We start from the raw sequence: 14,844 nt of genomic DNA on the forward strand, positions 1-14,844 counted from the left end.
ATTATAATGGAAGACGTTCAAATTTCACACCACATTAAAAATCTCACCCTTGAAGAAGAAAAGCTTTGGGGAAAGGCAGATCTGAGCGATGAAGATGTTGCCAAGTTAAACCACATTAAGCATGAACTTGACCAATGCTGGGATTTGTTAAGGCAGCGCCGTGCTTTGCGCGATGCGCACCAAAACCCCGATAAGGCAGAAGCGAGGGATATCGACACGATCGACAACTACGAGAACTAAGGGCCGAAAATTCTCACCAGGGTTCCGGCAAAACAATATTACTATGGAAAAGATAACGGTTTATGGTAAACACGATTCGTCGTCGGCTTATATTATCAGGGATTTTTTGAAAAGAAGCCTGGTGCATTTTGATTGGGTACCTGTAGAAACATTGGACACCTTGAAGCCACTGTTTCCCGGCCAGGTAGCGGATGATGCCCAATTACCCATAGTGGCATTACCCGAGCATCAATTGCTTTTTAACCCAACGGTAGAGGATATTGCCTGCAAATTGGGTTGGATCTCCGAACCCAAACATACCGAATACGACGTGTCGATATTCGGTGCCGGTCCTGCTGGCTTGAGTGCAGCCGTATATGCTGCTTCAGAAGGGTTAAGCACGGTATTGGTAGAACGTGAAGCCATCGGCGGGCAGGCCGGTACCAGTTCGCGGATTGAAAATTACCTGGGCTTCCCCAACGGTATTTCTGGTTCTGAACTGGCGGAGCGTGCCAGGCAGCAAGCGGTTAAATTTGGTGTGGATATCTTGCTGGTACGCCGGAGCATGAAAGCCGAATTTATTGGCGGTAAATTGCATGTCGATCTGGTGGGCGGGAACAAGTTGATCGCCAAGTCGAACATATCTGCCACGGGAGTAGAGTACACACGTTTGGATCTGCCCGACGAAAATCGTTTTTTGAACCTGGGAATCTATTACGGTGCGGGTGCCAGCGAAGCTTTACTTTGTGCTAACCAGCACGTATTTGTGGTTGGCGGTGGCAACTCCGCAGGGCAGTCGGCATTGAACTTTTGCAAACACGCGCGAAAGGTAACCATGGTTGTCCGCGGTAATGATCTGGCATCCTCCCTTTCGTATTACCTGCTTACGCGAATCCAAAAGAAGAAAAAGATAGAAGTACTTTACAACTCGGCCATTACGGAATTGCACGGCGAAACAACGCTCGAAGGAATAACCGTTACTAATACATTAACCGGGTTAAACTCGGGTTATATTACCAAATTTGTTTTTGTATGTATCGGCGGGAAACCGAACACCAATTGGGCCAGAAATACTGCTATCGTACGTGACGAAGCAGGCTATCTGGTAACCGGGGGCGATCTGATGAAAGCGCCGTTTAACAGTCGCTGGAAAAACAGTTTTGTACCGGCGTTTCTGGAAACAAGCGTTCCTGGTTGTTTTGCCGCGGGCGACGTTCGTTTTAATTCGGTAAAAAGGGTAGCATCTGCCGTTGGCGAAGGTGCAATGGCTGTAACGTTGGTACACCGGTACCTGCACGAAAATTATTAAGATATTAGGGAAATGTCTGTTCAACTATGTAGCCATTTGCAGGATTTCAAGGAAATACCTGCGGATAAGTATTATTGCGAAGAATGCGTTAAAACCGGTAGTACCTGGGTACACCTGCGCGTATGCCAAACCTGCGGTGTAGTGCTCTGCTGCGACTCTTCGCCTAACAGGCATGCTTCTAAACATGCCGCGGCCAAACAACACCCGGTAATTACGTCTGCAGAACCGGGCGAAGCATGGGCTTATTGCTTTGTGGATGACGTTTGGGTAGAACTGGGCTGATCCGCATCAGGCGGATTGCAGCACTGCCATAGCACTGCGGGCTTCGAAGGTTATTTTAATCGTCAGTCCGTTTTGGTTGATCAGTTCAAATGAACCTTCTAACTGGTCTGTGAGGCCGCGCATCAGGTTCATGCCTAACGAGCTGTTTTCATATTCGTCAAAACCAGCCGGCAACCCCGTACCGTTATCCGAAATTACTAAAGTATAATGGCCATCTCCAACGGCTTCGAGGATAATGCTAACCGTTCCTTTCCGTCCCTGCGGAAAGGCATATTTGATGGAGTTGGTGACAGATTCGTTCAGGATCAGCCCGAGCGGTACAGCCTGCGCAACATCCAGGCAAAGGGGTTCTGCGACTACATTGAAATTAATATTGTTCACCTCGAAACACTCCTTCATATAAGAAACCAGTTCCTGGATATACCAGCTTAGGTCAATCGTCGCCAGGTTGTCAGACTGGTAAAGTTTCTGGTGGATAAGCGACATGGCATGCATGCGGTGCTGGCTGTTTTGGATAGCATCCATCGCATCCTGGTTGTTGATATAGGCAGACTGCGTATTTAACAGACTGATCACAATCTGGAGATTATTCTTTACCCGGTGGTGAATTTCTTTCAATAACCAGTCTTTCTCCTGAAGCAGTTTGCGCAGTAGCTCATTTTGCTTATTGATCTCCTGCTGTTGCTGTTGCAATTGGGCATGGCTTCTTTGCTTTAACCTGTAGCGATTGTAAATAACCGCAAGCAGCACAAACAGCAGGAAGGCACATGCCGCAACAATTGCCTTAATGGTGCCGTCTTTTTTGATAGTTTCTGCCTGAAGTCCGTTCTTCTGTTTCAGCAGTAGGATGTTCTTGTCCTTTTGTGCTGTTTCGAACTGAATTTGCAGGTAAGATATCTGATTGGCCTTATCCGCGTTAAAAACAGAGTCCGAATAGGTTTTATATAATTTGTAGTGCTTAATTGCCGATGCAAGGTTATTGGTGGCAGAGTCTGCCTTGTACCATTGCAGTTCCGTGCGTGATAAAAACAGGTTGTTGCCGGCATCAAACTCAACCGACTTTTGCAAATACGGATAAACCTCTTTATACCGTTTTGTGGCAATCAGGTAACGGATAATACCAGTATACAGGTAGGTTTGGTTAGGGTCGTCTCCGGCCAGTTTCTGGTGATAATCCATCAAAGTATTAAATATCGGTGCGGCTTTATCCAGCTTGCCCATTTCCATATAGGTGTTAAAGTAGATGTAGGGCACACGCAATTTCATTTGTATTTCAGTCGGCGGGTATTTCAGCCGGATCTCATCCAGTGCCTTCAGGGCTTCATTATATTTCTTTAGCCGCACGTAAGAGGTAGCCATGTTGGCCAGGATGGTTTGCATATAACCTGGATCATTATACCGCCGGGCCACATCTAAGGCCTTGTTCCAGGTATCCAGCGCTTGTTTATCCTGCTTCAGGAAATAATAGGTCATGGCCAGGTGGTTGTAAATAGAACTAAGCTGCAGGCTATAATCACCCAATTCCTCGGCATTTTTGGCAGCCATAAACCCGTATCGTATCGATAGCGGATAATTCCCCATCTGCATATACACGTTACTGATGAGGTTATAAACCCCCTGCATTTCCCTGAAGTGGATTTTTTGATAAAGGGCCATAGCTTGTTGCAAATAACTAAGCGCTTCTTCGCCCTTTCCAAGCATATGATCATAATCTCCCAAAAACTTCAGCCCGGTAGCTTCTTCCTCAACAGCGCCTATTTCATGAAATAAGGCAATAGCCTTTTTTTCGAGCGCCATCTTGGCCTTCAAACCCTCGTTCTCATTGTCAAAGAATTGCAGTTGGGTTTCGTAAGCTTTCGCTTCATCATACTTCAGCTTTCTTTTAATGGAGAAATCAAGCGCTTCCTTAACTGATGCTGAAGCCTTTGCGCGGTCGCCGGCTTCTAATTGTATCCTGCCTTTAAGCAATATGGCTTTTGCCTGCATACTTTCGTCGCCGGTGCTTTTGCTTAATTGCAGTGCCAAGTTTTGAAAGTACATGGCGCTGTCCAAGTCGTTCTTTAACTCACCGGGTTTGGTCAGGTACTGTTCCCCTAAGCGCAGGTTCAGGTCGAGTTTCTCCTGATCAGAAGTTGCCGCCTTTATCTTCTTTCTCAGGTCCGGAATCTGATCGTGCCTGTTGGCAAGGGTAGTTGCAGGCGCAAGCAACAGCAACAAAATTAGCCTGGCGGACAAATTGCGAAGGGTCATGTTCTTTCTATTTTTTAAAAATCAGTTAAGGCGTTAACCGGCTATGGCGTCATCAAATGTAAATAACTCTTCTCCCAAAAAGAGAGAAGAGCCTATATAATCGTTGCGGCGATATCTAATTATTCGCCTGCGTTTGCGGCTGCTTCAATTACTGCTGCAACTGCTTTAGGCTGGGTCATAAATAACGTATGCCCGCCTTTTATGTCTGTCACTTTAGCTTTTGCGCGTTTATACATCGTATCTTCCAGGCCCATGTTAATGGTTTCATCATTCGACGGTTTAACGGCGTAAACAGGTTTGTTCTTCCATGCCGCCTGTGTTACCTTATCTGTAAATGCTTTAACTGTAAGCGGGATCTGCGAATCATACATAAAATCTGCCTTTTCTTTAGTTTGCCCGCTTGCAAAGGTTTCTAAAAAAGTGTCTTTGCCCAGGTAAACATTGCCTTTAGCATCCGGAGGTAAGATGCCTTTAGGGGCGGGTTTTACATTTTCTACAAGTGACAGGGTAGATTCCCCTTCGTCCGGAATAAACGCGGCTACATAAACCAGGCTTTTCACTTTCGGATGGTTGCCTGCCTGGGTAATTACTGTGCCTCCCCATGAATGGCCAACTAATACGGCATCATTATCCTGCCGGTCCAGCGCGTCATTGGTTGCAGTCACATCATCCTGCAGCGAACTGGTTGGGTTTTGCACTAAAGTTACCTTGTAACCATCCTTCACCAGGATCTTATAAACGGCTTCCCAGCCAGAGGCATCCGCAAAGGCGCCATGCACAATCACAATGTTTTTTTTTTGTGCCGCAGGTTGTGCCTGGGAAGCTGCCGGAGCAATCATTGATAAAATAGCTGACGCAGTTGCAGCCAATGCTGCTTTAAATTTAGTTTGTGTTTTCATCTTTAGTCTGTTTTGGTTTCGAAAACAGATGCTATTGATGGGCCATTATTTAATATATTGATAATCAGGTTGATAATATCAATATTAATATCTTGAGATCACGCTATACCGCCATTTTACGATAAGTGACTACCTGATTTACACTTTTTAAAAATGTTTCTTACTAAGACCAAGCCGTTTAATTTTTGAGTTGAGCGTAGTGGCCGGAACGCCCAGCAGTTTGGCTGCGCCCTGCTCGCCGCTAATGCGGCCGCTGCATAACTGCAGCACGGCAAAGATATGGTCGCGCTCGTTTTCGTCTATCGTTTTAACTTTTTGTGCAACACCGTCTTTATTTACTATCCGTTTTTCTTTAGGGGCAATGCCTAACTCCGTGATCTGATTTTTGGTAGCCAGCAAAACCAACCGCTCTATGGTATGCTCCATTTCGCGCACGTTGCCCGGCCACTCATAGCTGTTCATCTGTTGCAGCGCACGCTGGCTAAAGCCGGTGACCTGCCTGCCCGATTTCTGCGCATAACGGAAAAGGAAATGAGCGGCAAGCGCAGGGATGTCTTCTTTGCGGGAACGTAATGGAGGAAGCCAGATTGGGAAGACGTTTAAACGGTAAAAAAGATCCCGGCGGAAACGGCCCGCCTCTACCTCGGCAGCCAAATCGCGGTTAGTAGCTGCGATTATCCGAACATCTACTTTGATGACGGTTTTACCGCCAACCCGTTCAATCTCTTTCTCCTGTAAGGCCCGCAGCAGCTTCACTTGCATATCTAACGGTAGTTCGCCTATCTCGTCAAGGAACAATGTCCCTTTATCAGCCAGTTCAAATTTCCCTTCCCTGCGTTCGGTCGCCCCGGTAAAGGCACCTTTTTCGTGCCCAAAAAGTTCACTTTCGATCAGGTTGGGTGGGATAGCAGCACAATTAATTTTAATCATCGGCTGATTTGACCGCTTAGACGCCTGATGAATTCCACGGGCGACAACTTCTTTCCCTGTCCCGGTTTCGCCGGTGATCAGCACGGTTGAATCTGTCGAAGCCACCTGTTCCATCAAGGCAATCACCCGTTGCATGTGTTTACCCCTGCCAATGATATCACTAAAATCTTTTGATTCAACTCTCAGGTCTTGGGTCGCGCTCAGCTTATTTTCGTATTCCTTTATCAACTGTTGCTGAAGGGCTGATTTTTCTGTCACGGCAAGGTTGTTGATCGCCGCAGAAACGAAGATGCCCAGTCGTTGTAACAGATGCAACAATTCATCCGAAAGTATTTTTGAGTCTTTTAAGCATACAATAAGATACCCTATTACCTCGTCCTGATGTTTGAGCGCTGTTGCAGCAACCCCATGCCGATTTAATTTATTTGCTCCAAGCTTGCTGATCAACGTTCCTTTGGCATCGCCTGAATCCAACAACAAGCCTTTACCTGCAGCGTTATCAATTTCTTTAAACAGGGTTTCTTCTGCGCTGAATTTTTCGCTTAGCAGTTGTTCTCTCTCCCCGTTCACATCTATGATGATGTAAGGATGAACCAGGTTTTCTTCGGCATCCTTTCGTAGTACAATAACACTTTCCGCTTTAAACAGCTCTGCTACTTCTGCAAGAGGTTGTGATAGTTCATCCCTTGAAGCTACCGCGGTCAATTTTTCCAGCAGTTTGTTAGGAAGAAGGTCTGTAGCTGTCTGTTGCCTTGCTTCTGCATGGGCTGAGGCAGAAATCTCTTTCAAATGTGGTAAATCTGTTGCTGAAAACAGGCCGCAATGTTCTTTATGCAAAAGATCTGTAAGAATGTCTGCAAGGCTGCTACAGAAAGATAAACATTCTGTACTGAGCGGATAGCTTAGATTATGCAGTTCAAAAGTACCCAGTACCTGGTTATTAAATTCGAGCGGGATATAGCAATGGTATTGGTATTCGCCTGTCTGGCCGGTTACGTGATGGTTTTCTCCCAGTTCTGCTACCCATTCGTCTTTGCTCTTCAACACCGGGAAGGTAAACCCGGCTACCTCTTTTTGAAAAGGTGTTAAAGCTGTTTGTACAGCAACTATTTGCTCGCAAATTTCTTCCGAAGCGGGATCGAATGCGGAAACATAAGCCCGGCTAATGGTAGTTACTTTGCTATCGTAAACGGTTAATACACCGCAATCGATAGAAAATAGCGGATGCAGAATTTTTAAGATAGACTTAAACAGTTCAAACATCGGTACAAAGGGATCCGATTCGTGTTTGTTTAAACCATTCGCGATCTCATGGAAATCAGCGAGGCGTCGGGTAGAATGAGCTGAAGTGGTCGGCAACGGCACAATCATAATCAAATAATTAAGTAGATGTAGTTAAAAAAATCACAGTGAATATTGTTTCGAAGCAAGCTCCTGTAAAACAACATGATACAGCTGCGAAAAGTAATTTAACGGGAAAATAGTCAATTAATTTAAAATTAAAAAAACAACAATTGACTTTCGGGGTATCAGCGCGAAATTAAGAATGCTGCATGTAAAGCACAAATAGTTGTGATCGAGGCAACCGGATGAAGAGTTTGTAATGCAAATAGAAGGGTATACTACGCTAACGGTAAATGATTGAAAGAACTTGATAGACAACTGTATAACCTTGTAATAAGAGGTACTTGATACTTGTGATGTTTAGCTTTTTCATGATAAATGTTAGGAGGTTTAAATGTTATTTCATTGCCGAATAACTTGCCATGGATGTGCCAGTGAATTAAAGCACTGATTTTTAATTAGTTAATACTGGTTGTGCGCTGGCCAGCCTGCGATATTTCGTTATTTTATGAATAAGTGTATCCCCTTATACCAGACGGGTTTATGAGTTTAAATGACGTCATTGCGATAAAGTTTCGCCGAAAAAGAAAGCGATGGGTTAATCGCTGAAGTGAAAACAAGTATTTATCGTGAATTAACGATATATCATTAGTGGTAATTTAAGGTCTTTGTTTTTAAGTAACTGTAATACAATAGTTTGTGTTGTTGGCATTTGGTTGGAAAGGTGGTGTTCAAACAAAAACTTTTAATCATGAAACCATCTCCAGACTTACTGACACCCGAAAACCACGCACTTGTACTGATCGACTTTGAAGGCCAGATGGCTTTTGCTACAAAAAGCATCGACATCAGCGCACTGCGTACCAATACTGCCATTATCTGCGGCGCTTCTAAAATTTTTAATGTAAGCACCATTGTAACTACCGTAGCGGAAGAAAGCTTCAGCGGACCGGTATTTCCAGAGATTGAAGAGTTTTATCCACAGGCTACTTCCAATTATATCGACCGTACAACCATGAATACCTGGGAGGATGAAGCTGCTTACAAGGCCATTACCGGTACCGGCAAAAAGAAATTAGTGTTAGCTGGGTTATGGACCGGCGTATGTATTGTTGGTCCGGCGCTTTCTGCCCTGAGCGAGCATTACGAAGTATACGTAATCACAGATGCCTGCGGCGACGTTAGTCCCGAAGCGCATGAAAGAGCAATCCAGCGCATGGTGCATACCGGTGTTAAGCCAATCACTGCAGTTCAATACCTGCTGGAACTTCAGCGCGACTGGGCAAGACAAGAGACTTATGTAGCCGTAACCGACCTGATGAAAAAATACGGCGGCGCATACGGCGTAGGTATCCACTACGCACACCATATGTTAAATCACTAAGAAGCAACTGCTATTCTGATGTGTTCCCCAAGGATACTCAAAAAGCCAACTAGTGCCGGTGTTGTCCTGCTCATCACCGGGCTGTTGCTTTGTTTAAGCAATGCTTACGCACAGCCATTTAAGCTGATGCGGTTTGATGAGGATTACAGCTATCTGAAAGATTCATCGCGCAACTGGTACCGGCAATTTAAGTTTGTGCCGCTCTCGCCGGATGGTAATATATATGCCTCATTCGGCGGCGAAGCAAGGGCAGAGTTTGTTGCGTTCAACAACGAAGATTGGGGGCGCATGGGTATCGGGCACAACAACTTCCTGCTCCAACGCTACGACCTGCATACCGACGTTCATTTTGGAAACCGTTTCCGTGTTTTCGGCCAAATCCGAAGCGCACTCGAAAATGGCCGGAAGACGGGGCCGCGTCCTATTGATGAGGATAAGCTGAACATTCAGAACCTGTTTGCAGACGTTGTAGCCGTTAAAGAGGCAAAAACCAGCCTGACCTTCCGTTTAGGACGGCAGGAGTTAGATTATGGTAGCGGCCGGCTGATCTCCGTAAGAGAAGGACCAAACGCCAGGTTGTATTTCACCGGTGCGAAGGCAATGCTGGTAAAGCAGAACCTGCGGTTGGATGCCTTTGTGATGATGGCCGACACCGTCAATCCCGGTGCTTTTGATAATAAACCCAGCAAGCAGGCTAATCTGTGGGGCGGTTACGGTACACTGATTATCCCCCGTAGCGGCAACATCGATTTTTATTATGTCGGCATCCGTCGCGATACTTCGGTATTTGAAGCAGGGGCGGCAAAAGAGACCAGGCATACCATCGGTGGAAGGTTCTGGCGTTATGGCGGAGGCTTTATTTACAACCTGGAAGGGGCTTACCAGTTCGGTACGTTTGGCACTGGTCGCATCAGTGCGTGGACGGGTTCCGCCGATATTGGATACTTTTTTGAAAACGCACCGCTAAAGCCATCTATCAACCTGCGGCACGATTATATTTCCGGTGATGCAAATCCGGGCGATAACCGCCTGGAGACCTTCAATCCTATTTATCCTAAAGGAGGATATTTTGGATTCAATCCGCAGATTGGTCCGGTTAACCTCATCGATATACATCCTTATGCCACCATCAAAGCCGGTAAACAAGTTACCGTACAGGGCGATGTGGTTTTCAACTGGCGCTACTCGCTGAATGATGGTGTGTACCGCCCAAGCGGAACCTTTAATATGCCGGGAGAAACCTCCCGAAAAAGGTATATCGGGACCGCCTATCTACTGAGCGCCGTTTGGCAGATCAATAGTTTTTTAAGCCTGAACCAGGGAATCCAGTATTTCAGTACAGGCTCGTTCGTGCACGATGTAATTCCTAATCCCCATGATGGATTATTCATTAATACCCGTATAGCATTTAAATTTTAACCTATAAATAGTTACAATTATGAAACCAACCCCACTTTTTAAAGCCGTGAATACCGGTTCGTTTATTCGCCGTATTTTCAATACCCTTGTTTTTACCGCTTTTGTAAGCTTATCATACGCCCAGACACCGCTGGGTACCACTAAAGTATTCGGCAGTATAGATGGCGTAAGTATAGCGGGTAAGGTGCAAAGCCCATCAGGGCAGGCTACGCCTTTACAAGTAGTATGTCTGTTTGAATATACCGAAGGCGACCTGACCTCGCCAACAGCTTTACCTGAAAACCTGAACGGCATGGTACACGTAGATAAAGCCCTGCGCGGGCTGATTACCGATCTGCGTAAGAGCGGAAAGTTTGCAGGCCATGCTTATGAAACGCTTTTAATTACCCCGGCTCCGGGTACCATCCCTGCGAAAAAACTTTTATTGATCGGCCTTGGCGACCGCACTAAATTCTCTGCTGACCTGATGACCGATATTGGCCGAATTGGTATGCGCGAAGCTTTACGTTTAGGAGTGGACAGCTATTCGCACGCCAGCGATCTTAAAGATGCTGGTATAGATTCGCCTACCGGTCCCGTGGCGCAAAATGTAGTTAAAGGTGCTATGGAGGCTTACGAAACTGATCTGTACCTGCACCAGAAAGGCATGGCGCCTGCACCTAAAGTTAAAAAGGTAACGCTATTGGCCGGTCCGGCTTTCTTTACGGTTTCCGGCGAAGCAATAGAAGCCTATATCAAATCAAGAAAATAAACGGCGCGGTTATGAGATACGCAGACACCATACTGTATAATGGGAAGATCCATACGGTAGACCCAGATCTACCGGCGGCTACAGCAGTTGCCATTGCAGACGGAAAGTTTATCGCGATAGGCGATGATGCTGCCATTATCAATCAATATGCAGGGGATGAAACGCAGGTGATAGACCTAAAGCAAAAGCGTGTAGTGCCAGGCATTAATGATTCGCATACGCATTTGATCCGCGGAGGGCTGAATTATAATTTGGAACTGCGCTGGGACGGTGTGCCCTCTTTGGCAGATGCCCTGCGAATGTTAAAAGAACAGGTTGACCGTACGCCCTCGCCGCAATGGGTACGGGTAGTGGGCGGCTGGAGCGAGTTCCAGTTTGCCGAGCGCCGCATGCCGACACTGGACGAGATTAACACGATTGCCCCAGACACGCCGGTATTCATCCTCCATCTGTATGACCGCGCTTTGATGAACCGTGCCGCACTACGTGCCGTAGGGTATACCAAGGATACGCCTGCGCCTCCGGGTGGCCATATTGAGCGCGATAGCAATGGCGAGCCAACGGGTTTAATCATTGCCACGCCTAATGCCATGATCCTGTACTCTACCCTGGCTAAAGGGCCCAAGCTTTCCTACGAACACCAGGTAAATTCTACTCGGCATTTTATGCATGAATTGAACCGATTTGGTATTACCAGTGTGATAGACGCAGGCGGTGGTTTCCAGAATTTCCCGGACGATTATAAAGTGGTGAATGACCTGCATGAGGCCGGACAGCTTACGCTACGTATTGCCTATAACCTGTTTACCCAACGCCCAAAGCAGGAGTTTGAAGATTTTGATAACTGGACAAAGACGGTTAAGGTACACCAGGGAGATGACATGTACAGGCATAACGGCGCAGGCGAAATGCTGGTTTTCTCAGCCGCTGATTTTGAAGACTTTCTGCAACCCCGGCCAGATCTGCACGAGAACATGGAAGCAGAGCTGGAGCGGGTGGTGCGCCTGTTGGTAGAAAACCGCTGGCCGTTCCGCTTGCACGCAACCTACAACGAAAGCATTGGCCGTTTCCTAAATGTGTTCGAGAAGGTAAACCGGGACATACCTTTCGACGGACTGCATTGGATATTCGACCATGCGGAAACGATTGACGAACGCAATATAGAACGTGTAAAAGCTTTAGGCGGCGGGATTGCTATTCAAAGCCGGATGGCTTACCAGGGCGAATACTTTACCGAACGGTATGGTACCGAAGCAGCTTTGAACACCCCTCCAGTGAAGAAAATGATTGCTGAAGGTGTTCCCGTTGGCGGCGGATCTGATGCTACCCGCGTAAGCAGCTATAATCCCTGGGTGTCTATGTACTGGCTTACGGCCGGGAAAACGGTAGGCGGTTTACAGCTTTATAATGAACAGACAAGGCTAAGCCGCGAAACAGCGCTCGAACTATACACCAAAGGCAGCGCCTGGTTCAGTAGCGAACAGCAAAAGAAGGGGATGATCAAGGCTGATATGCTGGCCGACCTGACGGTGTTAGACAAGGATTACTTCCACGTAACGGATGAAGAGATCAAAAGCATCGAAGCTGAGCTGACCATAGTAGGCGGCAAGATTGTGTATGCCAAAGGCGATTTTTCGACTTTCGCCCCACCAACTATTCCTATCCTGCCGGATTGGTCGCCTAGCAAAATTTACAATGGTTACTATCCGGGATCCGGCTTCCTGGCCGATGCGCAGTCGAGGCAGGCAAAGGCGGTAGCTCAAAAGCATAATTCGGCGCTACAGCAATTGCAGGTGGCCAATGCCATTCACCAATGTATAGGCAGTTGCCATGTGCATGGGCACGACCATAATTCGGCGCGAATGAGCAATGTACCTGTAAATAATTACACCACATTTTGGGGCGCGCTCGGCTGCTCCTGCTTTGCATTTTAACAGTAGAAATCATGACTATCAATCAAATTATTCACCTCCTGCTGTTTTCAGATGCCGGCAGCCGGATCAATAACTGGGCGCTGCTTTTTTTCAGGGTGTTCATCGGTTTTGAACTGTTTAGAGTTCACGGCCTGAAGAAGTTTAAAGTAGAGAACGGGCAGCGCGAACATGTGCCTAATCCGCTCGGTCTGCCAGATAAGCTTAACGGGTTGATCGCCACGTTTTCAGATACCGTAGTGCCCTTTCTGCTGATGCTGGGGGTAGCCACACGGCTGATCCTGCTACCCGTAATGGGCGTTACCAGTATCGGGTATTTTGTGGTACACCGGCATGATTCTGTCGAGGTAAGGGATGTACCCTATATGTATACCCTTTGTTTCCTGTTTCTGCTTATTATTGGGCCGGGAACTGTTTCAATCGATCATTATTTACTCAATCAATTTTTCACACTTTAATTATAGTACTTATGGAACCTAAAATCGGAATAACTGCAGAGAACCTGAAAGCAGTTGCACATGCGCTTAACCACATCCTGGCTGATGAATTTGTACTTTACGCTAAAACACGTAACGCACACTGGAACGTAGAAGGGCCTGATTTTCATAGCAAGCACCTGTTCTTCGAAAGCCAGTACGAGCAACTGGACGAGATTATGGATAGCGTTGCCGAACGGATCAGGTCACTTGGCCACTATGCACCTGCAACTTTAAAAAGCTTTTTAGAGCTGACCCACCTTTCTGAAGTACTGCATGAGAAGAACGACGGTACCGGCTTTGTAACCGAACTGCTGAACGACCATGAGAGTATCATTATGAAACTGCGCGAACAAGTGAACTACTTTGCCAATGAGTTGAAAGATGCCGGTACCAGCGATTTCGTAACCGGGCTGATGGAAACTCACGAAAAAATGGCCTGGATGCTCCGCGCGCACCTACGTTAACCATATGGAAAGCTCGAAGAACATCTGGTATATCTCTATTTTGCTGAGCGCCGTGGCGGGTTATTGTGATACCGTTACTTTTGTTGCGGCAGATGCGGTATTTTCTGCACATGTAACCGGTAACTTTATTCTGTTTGCGTACCAGATTGTTAAACACACAGATGCTACGGCATGGATAAAGCTGCTCACTTTTCCGGTGTTTGTACTATCCGTGATTGTTGGCGGAAGGCTTGGCAAGGATCCGGAAAAGCGTTACAACCTGTTGTTTACCGAAGGTTTGATGCTGCTACTGGCGGGAGGTTTGGCCGCATTGATTGCCTTTTACTGGGATTTTCCCTGGGGTAAGCATTTAGTAGCCATGATCACTGTAGCAGCGATGGGCTTGCAGAATGCGTTCGGGAAGCTTTATGCTAAAGAAACCTTTGGCCCCACCACCATGATGACGGGCAACGTCACCCAGGCCTCTTTAGATCTGGGCGCGGTAATTACTTCTGCCTTTACAGATACCCTTGGTTTGGCCAGCCTTAAAAAAAGCGGCGCTACCATATTTGGTTTTCTGGGTGGCTGTATTGCCGGGGCTGTGCTGGCAAAATATGTTGGGTTGCACGTTTTAGTGCTGCCCGGGTTTGTTTTATTGGGTTGTTACCTACTTTCAAAAAGGGCAGCGAATGCTTAAATAGGAAGAAATAAAAAAGGGAAAGCGCGTATAGTGGCTTTCCCTTTCATACATTAATATTTGGTAGTACGATCTATGGTTAACTTTGCGATCATATCAGCGTTTAGCGCAGTTGCATAGGTGCCAAAGGCATCAACTAATAAACCTTTCACACCTTCGTCAGAACTGATAGCATAAAGGATCTCGTTGTCTTCGGGATCGGTTGCCCCTTCGAAGCGGAACACGCCATCCACATGGAAATCGCCGGGGGATAGGCTTAGGTTAAGTTCGCTGCAATAAATGCTTTCGGGGTTGAGGTTGAAATTGTACTGGTAGCCTTTGGCGGTAAGGTCTGTTATGGCTTCAGATAAAGTGTCGTAAACAGTGTTCATGATCTTAAAATTTGAGTTCTGAATACCGGTGCTAAATCTGATCCAAACACCAAATCGCAGTGATACAGTGATTTAAGTATGGTTTAAAGAATATCAGGTTACGATTATTCGTTCATTTACGATAAAAACCGGGTAA

The 14,844-nt window shown here is 46.5% G+C and carries 14 protein-coding genes; 10 read left to right on the forward strand and 4 right to left on the reverse strand.

Going from position 1 to position 14,844, the window contains the following annotated elements; translation table 11 throughout:
• The first annotated feature begins 6 nt into the window (after nt 1–6).
• From MUY27_RS01490 to MUY27_RS01500, 3 genes are read left to right on the forward strand one after another with little or no spacing between them, the layout of a single operon-like run.
• On the forward strand, nt 7–240 hold the full coding sequence (locus MUY27_RS01490) for a DUF2630 family protein (RefSeq protein WP_245128193.1): 234 nt from the start codon (nt 7–9) through the stop codon (nt 238–240).
• A gap of 43 nt (nt 241–283) precedes the next feature.
• Complete coding sequence (locus MUY27_RS01495) at nt 284–1,528, forward strand: NAD(P)/FAD-dependent oxidoreductase (RefSeq protein ID WP_245128194.1); 1,245 nt, start codon at nt 284–286, stop codon at nt 1,526–1,528.
• Between the two features lie 12 nt (nt 1,529–1,540).
• A complete protein-coding gene (locus MUY27_RS01500) occupies nt 1,541–1,810 on the forward strand; it encodes a UBP-type zinc finger domain-containing protein (RefSeq protein WP_245128195.1) in 270 nt (89 codons plus the stop codon).
• Between the two features lie 6 nt (nt 1,811–1,816).
• Here MUY27_RS01500 and MUY27_RS01505 read toward each other — a convergent pair whose 3' ends face one another.
• The 3 genes from MUY27_RS01505 to MUY27_RS01515 all read right to left on the reverse strand — a co-directional run bounded on the left by MUY27_RS01505 (nt 1,817) and on the right by MUY27_RS01515 (nt 7,152).
• On the reverse strand, nt 1,817–4,060 hold the full coding sequence (locus tag MUY27_RS01505) for a tetratricopeptide repeat-containing sensor histidine kinase (protein ID WP_245128196.1): 2,244 nt from the start codon (nt 4,058–4,060) through the stop codon (nt 1,817–1,819).
• Nucleotides 4,061–4,179: 119 nt separating this feature from the next.
• Nucleotides 4,180–4,959, reverse strand: coding sequence for an alpha/beta hydrolase (locus MUY27_RS01510; RefSeq protein ID WP_245128197.1), 780 nt, complete (start codon nt 4,957–4,959; stop codon nt 4,180–4,182).
• 147 nt (nt 4,960–5,106) lie between these two features.
• Nucleotides 5,107–7,152, reverse strand: coding sequence for a sigma-54 interaction domain-containing protein (locus tag MUY27_RS01515; protein ID WP_245128198.1), 2,046 nt, complete (start codon nt 7,150–7,152; stop codon nt 5,107–5,109).
• 832 nt (nt 7,153–7,984) lie between these two features.
• On the opposite strand from MUY27_RS01515, the gene MUY27_RS01520 reads away from it, so the two are divergent.
• Genes MUY27_RS01520 through MUY27_RS01550 form a run of 7 tightly spaced genes read left to right on the forward strand, consistent with a single transcriptional unit; the run spans nt 7,985 to nt 14,337 of the window.
• Nucleotides 7,985–8,617, forward strand: a complete 633-nt coding sequence (locus MUY27_RS01520; protein ID WP_245128199.1) for a hydrolase — start codon at nt 7,985–7,987, stop codon at nt 8,615–8,617.
• Between the two features lie 18 nt (nt 8,618–8,635).
• The gene (locus MUY27_RS01525) at nt 8,636–10,036 is read left to right on the forward strand and encodes an alginate export family protein (protein ID WP_245128200.1); all 1,401 of its coding nucleotides are present in this window, start codon (nt 8,636–8,638) and stop codon (nt 10,034–10,036) included.
• Between the two features lie 19 nt (nt 10,037–10,055).
• Nucleotides 10,056–10,787, forward strand: coding sequence for a M17 family peptidase N-terminal domain-containing protein (locus tag MUY27_RS01530; RefSeq protein WP_245128201.1), 732 nt, complete (start codon nt 10,056–10,058; stop codon nt 10,785–10,787).
• An 11-nt stretch (nt 10,788–10,798) separates the two neighbouring features.
• Nucleotides 10,799–12,721 carry an amidohydrolase gene (locus tag MUY27_RS01535; protein ID WP_245128202.1) on the forward strand — a complete coding sequence of 641 codons (1,923 nt, stop codon included), beginning with the start codon at nt 10,799–10,801 and terminating at the stop codon, nt 12,719–12,721.
• Between the two features lie 11 nt (nt 12,722–12,732).
• A complete protein-coding gene (locus MUY27_RS01540) occupies nt 12,733–13,176 on the forward strand; it encodes a DoxX family protein (protein ID WP_245128203.1) in 444 nt (147 codons plus the stop codon).
• Nucleotides 13,177–13,187: 11 nt separating this feature from the next.
• Nucleotides 13,188–13,661: a Dps family protein gene (locus MUY27_RS01545; RefSeq protein WP_245128204.1), complete on the forward strand. Its 474-nt coding sequence runs from the start codon at nt 13,188–13,190 to the stop codon at nt 13,659–13,661.
• A gap of 4 nt (nt 13,662–13,665) precedes the next feature.
• On the forward strand, nt 13,666–14,337 hold the full coding sequence (locus MUY27_RS01550; RefSeq protein WP_245128205.1) for a YoaK family protein: 672 nt from the start codon (nt 13,666–13,668) through the stop codon (nt 14,335–14,337).
• A gap of 53 nt (nt 14,338–14,390) precedes the next feature.
• On the opposite strand, the gene MUY27_RS01555 is transcribed toward MUY27_RS01550, so the two are convergent.
• Entirely contained in the window at nt 14,391–14,708 is a 318-nt protein-coding gene (locus tag MUY27_RS01555; protein ID WP_245128206.1) for a phosphoribosylpyrophosphate synthetase, read from the reverse strand.
• Nucleotides 14,709–14,844 lie beyond the last annotated feature (136 nt).

Origin of the sequence: Mucilaginibacter straminoryzae (assembly GCF_022953055.1) — a bacterium.
In the GTDB taxonomy this organism is placed as follows: domain Bacteria; phylum Bacteroidota; class Bacteroidia; order Sphingobacteriales; family Sphingobacteriaceae; genus Mucilaginibacter; species Mucilaginibacter straminoryzae.

Excerpts from the sequence above, each read along its gene's own strand:
- MUY27_RS01490 (WP_245128193.1), top strand. The coding sequence starts at position 7 with ATGGAAGACGTTCAAATTTCACACCACATTAAAAATCTCACCCTTGAA.
- MUY27_RS01495 (WP_245128194.1), top strand. The coding sequence starts at position 284 with ATGGAAAAGATAACGGTTTATGGTAAACACGATTCGTCGTCGGCTTAT.
- MUY27_RS01500 (WP_245128195.1), top strand. The coding sequence starts at position 1,541 with ATGTCTGTTCAACTATGTAGCCATTTGCAGGATTTCAAGGAAATACCT.
- MUY27_RS01505 (WP_245128196.1), bottom strand. The coding sequence starts at position 4,060 with ATGACCCTTCGCAATTTGTCCGCCAGGCTAATTTTGTTGCTGTTGCTT.
- MUY27_RS01510 (WP_245128197.1), bottom strand. The coding sequence starts at position 4,959 with ATGAAAACACAAACTAAATTTAAAGCAGCATTGGCTGCAACTGCGTCA.
- MUY27_RS01515 (WP_245128198.1), bottom strand. The coding sequence starts at position 7,152 with ATGTTTGAACTGTTTAAGTCTATCTTAAAAATTCTGCATCCGCTATTT.
- MUY27_RS01520 (WP_245128199.1), top strand. The coding sequence starts at position 7,985 with ATGAAACCATCTCCAGACTTACTGACACCCGAAAACCACGCACTTGTA.
- MUY27_RS01525 (WP_245128200.1), top strand. The coding sequence starts at position 8,636 with ATGTGTTCCCCAAGGATACTCAAAAAGCCAACTAGTGCCGGTGTTGTC.
- MUY27_RS01530 (WP_245128201.1), top strand. The coding sequence starts at position 10,056 with ATGAAACCAACCCCACTTTTTAAAGCCGTGAATACCGGTTCGTTTATT.
- MUY27_RS01535 (WP_245128202.1), top strand. The coding sequence starts at position 10,799 with ATGAGATACGCAGACACCATACTGTATAATGGGAAGATCCATACGGTA.
- MUY27_RS01540 (WP_245128203.1), top strand. The coding sequence starts at position 12,733 with ATGACTATCAATCAAATTATTCACCTCCTGCTGTTTTCAGATGCCGGC.
- MUY27_RS01545 (WP_245128204.1), top strand. The coding sequence starts at position 13,188 with ATGGAACCTAAAATCGGAATAACTGCAGAGAACCTGAAAGCAGTTGCA.
- MUY27_RS01550 (WP_245128205.1), top strand. The coding sequence starts at position 13,666 with ATGGAAAGCTCGAAGAACATCTGGTATATCTCTATTTTGCTGAGCGCC.
- MUY27_RS01555 (WP_245128206.1), bottom strand. The coding sequence starts at position 14,708 with ATGAACACTGTTTACGACACTTTATCTGAAGCCATAACAGACCTTACC.